This is a genomic window from Marinobacter sp., assembly GCF_041686475.1.
In the GTDB taxonomy this organism is placed as follows: Bacteria; Pseudomonadota; Gammaproteobacteria; order Pseudomonadales; family Oleiphilaceae; genus Marinobacter.
This window is the reverse complement of the sequence record NZ_JAWLDU010000085.1, coordinates 1-7,515: the sequence shown is the minus strand read 5'-3', so window position 1 is coordinate 7,515 and position 7,515 is coordinate 1. Positions and strand designations below refer to the sequence as shown.

General features: G+C 54.6%; 6 protein-coding genes. 5 read left to right on the top strand and 1 reads right to left on the bottom strand.

The features are described 5' to 3' along the window. Positions 1-456 precede the first annotated feature (456 nt). Positions 457-1,287, bottom strand: coding sequence for a PEP-CTERM sorting domain-containing protein (locus tag ACESMB_RS13875; protein ID WP_372971858.1), 831 nt, complete (start codon positions 1,285-1,287; stop codon positions 457-459). 318 nt (positions 1,288-1,605) lie between these two features. Here ACESMB_RS13875 and ACESMB_RS13870 point away from each other — a divergent pair, with 318 nt between their 5' ends. The 5 genes from ACESMB_RS13870 to ACESMB_RS13850 all read left to right on the top strand — a co-directional run. Further along, a complete protein-coding gene (locus ACESMB_RS13870) occupies positions 1,606-3,018 on the top strand; it encodes a TIGR03013 family XrtA/PEP-CTERM system glycosyltransferase (RefSeq protein WP_372971857.1) in 1,413 nt (470 codons plus the stop codon). Between the two features lie 59 nt (positions 3,019-3,077). After that, positions 3,078-3,722: an XrtA/PEP-CTERM system exopolysaccharide export protein gene (locus ACESMB_RS13865; protein ID WP_372971856.1), complete on the top strand. Its 645-nt coding sequence runs from the start codon at positions 3,078-3,080 to the stop codon at positions 3,720-3,722. A gap of 58 nt (positions 3,723-3,780) precedes the next feature. Next, positions 3,781-5,307, top strand: a complete 1,527-nt coding sequence (locus ACESMB_RS13860; RefSeq protein ID WP_372971855.1) for an XrtA system polysaccharide chain length determinant — start codon at positions 3,781-3,783, stop codon at positions 5,305-5,307. After that, positions 5,307-6,263 carry a polysaccharide biosynthesis protein gene (locus tag ACESMB_RS13855; RefSeq protein WP_372971854.1) on the top strand — a complete coding sequence of 319 codons (957 nt, stop codon included), beginning with the start codon at positions 5,307-5,309 and terminating at the stop codon, positions 6,261-6,263. Before ACESMB_RS13860 ends, ACESMB_RS13855 begins: the two co-directional genes overlap by 1 nt. Continuing rightward, on the top strand, positions 6,256-7,515 hold a 1,260-nt coding region (locus ACESMB_RS13850), incomplete at its 3' end, for a hypothetical protein (RefSeq protein WP_372971853.1). The genes ACESMB_RS13855 and ACESMB_RS13850, both read left to right, overlap by 8 nt.

Below are 7,515 nucleotides of genomic sequence, written 5' to 3'. Positions count from 1 at the left end.
GGAAACTATCGGCATCGCGGTTGCAAAAGCTGGTAAACCCAGAGTGAGCGCGACTATGGCGAAATTCGTCCTGATACTCATATCTACTTCTCCAAAAGTTTTTTATGACGTTTCTTAACGTCTTTTGGGACTGCTTCGAGACAGATAAAGCGAAATTCGTACCATAATTAAAAAAATAAATTATTCATGAGGTTAAAATAGTCAGGTGGCGCCTTTTAAACTTAACTGTAAATTTTGCCGACATAATTGACCCTGAAGTCAGCAAGAGGAATCCGGGGTCAGACCCCAATGCATTTGGTCAGCTCAAATGTCCTGGGGTCAGACCCCAGTTTGTATAAAAAAATGCCCCGGACAATGTCCGGGGCATTTTGCTGGCAGCACCAGAAGCTCTCTCACTCGCGTTTAAGTCTAGCCTCTGGCTGAGCTGCCCGTGCTTATCCGATCAAAATGTATTGATCAGCTACGGCGACGACGGGTCAGCGAGAGACCGGCGAGGCCGAGACCCAGCAGGGCGAGCGTTCCGGGTTCCGGAACCCTTGCGATGGTCATGTCATCGATGCCCCATCCGTCATTCTCGTTCACACCGTTGTCGAACGTCAGCGTGGCGCTGTCAAAGAACACATCGGAATACAGAGTGATCCAGGCAATGTTGCCGTCACCAAGCCTTTCGTTGGTTGGCTCGCCAAGGGCTTCATTAAGGTTCAGAGTCTTGCTCAGACCGTCTGCAAAGGTGATTTCCAGGCTTGCGCCCTGGTCGTTTGCATCGGAGAGGAAAAAGCCCAGTGCATTGAACTTGCCGCCATTGCCATCGTCAATGTCCCATTCGACGATTTCAGCATCATTGCTATCGAGCCACTGGCCATCAAGGTTCGCGTCACGGCCAAATTCCCCGGTGTCCTCGTTTTCGATCATCAGCTTGTCTGTAGCGGGATCGGTTTCGTCGGCGGTGCCGTCCTCCCGGACATTGGTAATGGTGCCAACACGCGTGTTGAAGCTCTCCTGCGCCACAACCCAGCTCTCCTGCTGATTGGACGAGTCATAAGCGTCAAGATCAACCCCATTTTCCGTTGTCACAGGATTTGAAGCTACGAATTCCCCCGGTTCGTCAAAGGTTTCAGTCACTTGGTTGTAAGTGCCGTTGTCAAAGTTATTGCGGGCGTCGTTCGCAGCTTGCATACCAGCTGTACCATCACCACCAGCCGCCTCAAACTTTATAATTGCGGCGCCTGCCGATGTTGCCATCGCAGAAATCGCAACACCCAGAACCGCTTTTGATAAATTGTTCATTTCAAGATCTCCCTTGGCTTCGATCGTTCCTGATCATTACTTCTTGATTACTTCCTGCCTCAATGGCAACCCTTCGCTCGATGATAATGCAGGGTTTGTGCCAATAAAAAAAGGCTTTTATTATCAGTTATCTGGAAATGTTTGCAAAAATGGTATTCCAAAGACTGTAAAGATAATCGACGTTCAAATTGCGACACAATGATCCAGCCCGCGGGCGACTGCCCGGGGCATCTCCAGTTGTCACAGCAGCGGGTCTTACCGTAATATGCTGTGTGATGCATCGGATGCTTTAAATCGCACGTAGTACAAGGAGTCGGCGTGGCCCACGTCAGGTTGTTCAGGCATTACATTCACCTACCTTATGTCATTCTTGGACTGATTGATTTCGCGGTTCTGGTTGTCGCATTGTCGATCGCGGTCTTCTTCCGATATTTTGGCGATATCCCGCTTTTTCTCGATAATTTTGCGTTTATCCTTCCGTCCGCAGTGGTCTTCGCGGCACTGAACCTTCTGGTTATGATCGCCATCGGGGTTCACCAGTCCCGCCTTGAAGAGGGCATGTCCGGGATGATGCTTCGCACCATCATGGCATTGATCGTCAGCGTCCCTCTGTGTGGCTTCACTTATCTGCTTTCAACTGAATGGCTGTGGTATATCGGCTCCAGCAGCGTGCTGACGACCGGGTCTGTGTTCGGGTTTTTCCTCCTGGGTATTGTTCGCTCACTGTTTTTCGCCACGGTTGGCAAGGAAACCTTCAAGCGCAAAGTGCTCGTGCTTGGCGCCGGCTTCCGGGCCAGGCAAATTGACGAAGACCTGAGAACACCCTTCAACCGCAAGGGCTTCATTCTTACCGGCTTTGTGCCCCTCCCGGACGAGCCGATCGAAATCACCAGCGATCACCTGCTGGAATTAACCGGCACACTTCAGCAACACATTGTCAAAAATCCAGTCAATGAAATTGTAGTCGCGGTGGACGACCGCCGTAAGGGTCTGCCCATGGAAGACCTTCTGGAATGCAAGATGGAAGGCGTAAAGATTATCGACGGCGTCAACTTCTACGAGCGTGAGTCCCGCAAGGTGGCGCTGGAAATGGTCACCCGCGGCTGGCTGGTGTTCTCGGACGGTTTTACCGTGTCGTCCGTGTTCGGATTCGGTAAGCGTTCTCTGGACATAGTGGCGGCAACAATGCTGCTTCTGGCAGGCCTGCCTCTTATGATACTGACCGCCATCGCCATCAAAATCGAAGACGGCCTGAAAGCGCCGGTGTTATACAGTCAGGAGAGGGTGGGGCTCAACGGCCGAATTTTCAGAGTGCACAAATTCCGCTCAATGATCACCGATGCTGAAAAAAACGGCGCTGTGTGGGCCAGCCAGAATGATGCCCGGGTGACAAAGGTTGGAGAATTCATACGCAAGGTGCGGATCGACGAACTGCCGCAGATTTTCAACGTGTTAAACGGCACCATGGCCTTTGTTGGTCCGCGGCCGGAGCGCCCGGTGTTCGTAGAGCAGCTCTCCGAGAGAATTCCCTTCTACAGCGAGCGCCACCGGGTCAAGCCGGGATTGACCGGCTGGGCTCAACTTTGTTTCGCTTATGCCGATAACGAAGAGGATACGCGGGAAAAACTCCGCTACGACCTGTATTACATCAAAAATCAGAGCTTGCTCCTGGATTTATTGATTATAATTCAGACAGTAGAAGTGGTATTGTTCAAGAAAGGATCAAGGTAGTTTCGGGACAGGCTCTCCCCGAGACACGGAAACAGACACGGAACCAGAGAGGAATGACAATGTCATCGAAGTATTCACTGCGGGCGCTTCTGCTGCCCCTGGCGGCGGTAGCTTTTGTTGCAGGCTGCGCATCAAACTCCCCATCCTCCAACGACAAAATTGAGCAGGCACTTGAACTGGATACGGTTAATAGCGTCGACCAGTACATTCTCGGCGCAACCGATGTCGTGCGAGTGTCTGTCTGGCGAAACGAAGACCTGAGCATCTCCGTGCCGGTGCGACCGGACGGCAAAATCTCCGTTCCCCTAGTCGGTGACGTGCAGGCGACAGGACGCACCCCGGAAGACCTTGCCGATGATATCGAATCCAGCCTTTCCGGCTTTATCAGGGAGCCGCAGGTCAGCGTTGTGGTGACCAACATGGGCAGCTACGAGTACATGGACCGTGTTCGCGTCACCGGCGCGGTGGAGAGCCCTGTTTCCGTGCCACACCAGGCAGGAATGACGGTGCTTGACATGTTCCTCAGCGCCGGCGGGGCCACTCCGTTCGCTGCGCCCAACAACGCCATGCTCTACAGGCCCCTGAACAGCGAAGTCGTCGCTATTCCCGTGCGTTTGGACGATATCCTGGAAAAAGGGGATATCAGTACCAATTATTCGTTGCGGCCCGGCGATATCCTTGCTGTTCCGGAACGAAACTTCTGACGCTGGCGTCCTGTCAGGAGTCTTGTGTTAATCGCTGAATAAACTTTGGGTGGTTGAAATGGCACTTCCTCTGTCTAGCTTACCGATTGAAATTCTCAGGGAAGTTCGCTCACGCAAGTGGCTCGTGTTCTTCGTGTTCGCGCTGGTGAGTTTCGCGGTGCTCGCCACCGGCTTCATCTGGCCCTATCAATACAGGTCAGAAGTGACGATTTTTGTGGATGACCAGAATATTATCGTGCCCCTGATGGAAGGGAGTGCGGTCACCACAAAAATAAGTGAGCAAAGCTCCGCCGCCAAACAAACCCTTTCAAGCAGGGATGTGCTCACGCAAATCGCAAAGGACACCGATGTTTACGGCGATGATGCTCGCAACATCGATGACGAGGAGCTCGAGTCACGCATCATGACGCTAAGGGGCAATATGGACGTCAGGCCGGCCGGCGGGCGTTATTTTTCAATTTCCTACCGGTCAGAGAAGCCGATAGAGGCATTCCGTGTCGCCCAGAAAATGGGCCAGCTGTTTATCGCGGAAAGCTCCGAGAGAAAGCGCAGTGAAAGCCGAAGCGCCTACGATTTCATCGACAAACAGGTAAAAAGTTACGAGCGCCAGTTGGCGGATGTCGAACAACGGCTGGAAAACTTTCTATCAGAAAATAAAGAAGGCACCGAAGGCGAAGCCAGTTCCCGCATGAACAATCTCAAGTCGCAGCTTGAGCTGGCAGAGATGGAAAAATCGGAACTGGAATCCAGGGTGCGCTCCCTGCAGGACCAGTTAAGCACGATCGATCCCACGCTTCGCCAGGGCAGAACCTCCGATGCATTCCAGCAGCGCATCAGCGATATGGAATCGCAGCTCGACGACCTGCGGCTGAGGTATCACGATTCTTACCCCGATATTGTCATCCTCAAGGAGCAGATCGAAGAGCTGCGCAAGCAGCGGCAACGGGCAGTTGAAGAGGGGGATTCGGGCAATCAGGTTGTCTCTGGCGAAGATGTCGTCAACCCGATCTACCAGGATATCCGCGCGTCACTGTCCAAAACCGAGGCTGACCTGCAGACCTCCATCTCCCGCATCAACTCGCTCAACCGCCTGATCGACGAGCAGGAACAACGGATGGAGCGAATCCAGGCAAACAAAACCCAGTATGCAGAAATTACCCGGGACATGGACGTCAATACCCAGATCTACAACGATCTTCTCAAGCGCAGGGAGAAAGCACGGGTTTCCATGCACCTGGACGTCGAGGGTCAGGGGCTCAATTTCGAGATATACGAGTCGGCACAGTTCCCGACGTCGCCTGCCGATATGCAGTTTTCCACCTTTGCCTTTGCCGGGCTCTTCCTGGGTGTTCTGGCACCGTTCGGAGCGATTGCTGGCTTGCTCCAGATTGATCCCAGAGTCAGAGCCCGGGAACAGCTGGAAAACGCAATAGGGTTACCGGTGCTCGCGGAAGTGCCGCGGGTAAGAACACCCTACGAGAAGCGACGGGAACGCTGGGTAACCGTCCTCATTTCTGTCTGTGCGGTCACGGCAGTAGTCGCATACATTGGTATTGCAGGTGCTGCACTCATGGGAGTTCTTTGATGGCGAAGTATAAGCAGGGTGGCTCTGACTCATCACAAGGGGTTGAAGACGATACGCTGGATGCAACCTTTGACGCGGAGCGTCGTGACCGAAGCGGCAACCGGCGATCTGGGAAAGACAGCGAGGACGCCCAGAAAGAGGTCTGGCGGCGGGATTCCGACAGTGCAGAGAGAGCATCACAGCACGACTCGGCGGCCTACTCGGACTGGGAAGACTCAAGGATGCTGGTGCCCAGTTCCCTTGAGCTGGGGCCTGGCGCGGTCGACAAATATGTGATCAGCAAGCAGATTGTCAAAATGCAGGAGCCCCGCAGGCTCACGCCCGATGATCTGGATGAGCGCCGTATCATCTATCCGGAGTCCAAAAACCGGGCGCTGGTCAATCGCTTCCGCCATCTGCGCACCAAGCTGCTGGAGCTGTCGGGCGGTAATAATTTTACAATGGTCGTCAGCGGGGCCTGCGAGGGCGCCGGTGCGTCATTCATGGCACTGAACCTGGCAGCGGCTTTTGCATTTGACCAGTCCAAAACTGCACTGATTATTGACTGCAATCTGCGAAGTCCGTCACTGCATTCGCAGCTGGACCTCGCGGCGGAATCCGGCCTGACGGATTTTCTGGAAGACTCGGATTACGACATAGGCAAGATCATATACCCCACCGGAATCCCCCGCCTGCGCCTGGTGCCCGCCGGCAGCCAGAGGGAGAACGGCGCCGAATTTTTCACCTCCTTCCGCATGAAGCAGTTTCTGCAGGCAATCCGCCGCCGCTACCCGGACCGCTTCATTGTACTGGACACCGCACCCATCAGTGATTCACCCGACGCACGCATACTCGGCGACCTTTGTGACTACTCGATGCTGGTGGTGCCACACGCCCGGGCAACCGCCACGGCGATCGAAAGCGCGGCCCAGGCCTTTGACCCGGAAAAGTTTGTAGGAGCGGTAATCAATGGATGAGCGTTACCGATCACGGAAGATCCGTTGCATTAGCGCCATCGGTGCGGGTGTGTTACTGGCCGGTGTCGGCCCGGTGCATGCCGACACCAGCAGCCTTTCCGGGGGTATTGATAACCGGTACTCCGATAATTCGCGCCGTGTGGCAGATAACGCGGAAAGCGACCTGGAAACCCGTGTCGACCTGAATTACCAGTACCTCAGCGATCCGGGGCGTTGCACATCCTCGGTGGACATGGGGCTCGGTTACGGCTACTGGCATCAGGACACCTTCGATTCGGAGATTTATACCAACGGCAGCCTGGCTGGCCAGTGCGAGCTGACTGAAAGCCTGGTCTGGCAGGCTTCCGACCGGATCAGCCAGGTCACCCAGGATACCCGCCAGGCCGCAACCCGGGATAACCAGACCCGTAAAAACGTGTTCCGCACCGGCCCGGTTTATACCATGCGGCTGACCCAGGTAGACCAACTCCAGTTTACCGCTGCCTACGAAAACACCGAATTTGAGGAACCGGAAGAGCCTGACAGCAACCGTGTGACCGCCTCAGCTGCCTATAACCACAGCTTCAGTGACACCTTGCAGGGCGGGCTTTCCGCCAACGCGGAACGAACGGAACTGGACACCGAAGAGGAGCTGGACCGTGAATCCGTCAGTGCAACCTTCAGCCAAACCTGGGCAACCACCCGTGTCAGCGGCTCCCTTGGCGTAAACCAGCTTGAAACCCGTTTGGGCAGCCGTAAATCCTCCAGCGATGGCTTAACCGGCACCTTTAACCTGGTGCGCGAAATCAACCCCAGCAGCGAATTTACGCTCAACGCCAACCGCCGGTTAACGGACCAGACCTCCAGCCTGGGCATCGAGCTTGATGACTTCAATTTCAACCTCACAGAAACGGCAGCGGTAGAAGTCACAGCCTTACGTGCCGGATACAATACCCGCTTCAGCGACGGCGCATCGTTTACGGCGCAACTGTCGGCCAGCCGAAGCGATTTCATTGAGACCGACAACCGTGAAGAACAAACAGGAATTGACCTGCGGTATTCCCGGCCTGTGACGGTGCTGCTTTCCTGGTTTACCGACGCCGGTTACGAGCGCCGGACTTTTGAAGAGGATGATTCCGAAGACGACCTGTTCGGGCTGTCCCTGGGGCTGGACTACCAACTGACGGCCGAAATGGGAATCAGTTCTGCCATTGGCCACCAGAAAAAGACAAGCGACATCGCCGCCAGGGAATATGATGAGAACTGGGTCCGA

Excerpts from the sequence above, each read along its gene's own strand:
- ACESMB_RS13875 (WP_372971858.1), bottom strand. The coding sequence starts at position 1,287 with ATGAACAATTTATCAAAAGCGGTTCTGGGTGTTGCGATTTCTGCGATG.
- ACESMB_RS13865 (WP_372971856.1), top strand. The coding sequence starts at position 3,078 with ATGTCATCGAAGTATTCACTGCGGGCGCTTCTGCTGCCCCTGGCGGCG.
- ACESMB_RS13860 (WP_372971855.1), top strand. The coding sequence starts at position 3,781 with ATGGCACTTCCTCTGTCTAGCTTACCGATTGAAATTCTCAGGGAAGTT.
- ACESMB_RS13855 (WP_372971854.1), top strand. The coding sequence starts at position 5,307 with ATGGCGAAGTATAAGCAGGGTGGCTCTGACTCATCACAAGGGGTTGAA.